The 647-nt window shown below is 73.9% G+C and carries 2 pseudogenes; both read left to right on the top strand.

What is annotated here, in order from left to right:
- Positions 1 to 305 (top strand): annotated as a pseudogene (locus AC0IY1_RS25300) (CsbD family protein); the annotation flags it as partial.
- A 169-nt stretch (positions 306 to 474) separates the two neighbouring features.
- Positions 475 to 647: pseudogene (locus AC0IY1_RS25295) on the top strand (PhnA-like protein); the annotation flags it as partial.

The raw sequence follows: 647 nt of genomic DNA, 5'->3' as shown, positions 1-647 counted from the left end.
GCGAGATCGGCGGCAAGGTCCGCGACACCGTCGGCAACCTGATCGGGTCGGACGATGTCGAGGACCGGGCCCGCCGGGCCCAGGGGGCGGCCGGCGACACCTACGACCGGGCCGAGCGCGCCGTGCGCGGCGCCGGCCGCGAGGCCTACGACCGCGCCGGGGACGCCTACGAGAACGGCGGCCGCTCCCTGCGCCAGGGGGGGCGCGAGGTGAGCCATCAGGTCGCCGAGCACCCCGTGGCCGCGCTGCTCGTGGCCGGCCTCCTCGGCTACGGCCTCGGCCTGCTCATCCACGGCCGCGACTGACCGCGGCACCGCACCCCGACACCGCGATGGATCGGTCCGACCGCGCCGGGACTGCGCGGTCGGACCCGGGAACGCCCCCCGACCGACCCTTCCGCCCCTGACCCTTCACACCTTGCCCCTTGGAACGACCGAACTTCTCGGACGACCGACGACCCGGAGTACCTGTCACGTGTCTACCTCTCCCCTTCTCGCGACCTCTTCCACGGCGGCCTCGGCCGACACCCGCACGGTCCTGCTGAACCAGGTCTCCTGGGGGGCGATCTTTGCCGGCGCCGTCACCGCGCTGGTGACCCAGGTCATCCTCAACATGGTCGGGGTCGGCGTCGGCCTGTCCAGCGTCGG

The organism is Methylobacterium sp. AC690, from assembly GCF_979256535.1.
This window is presented reverse-complemented; position numbering and strand designations above follow the sequence as displayed.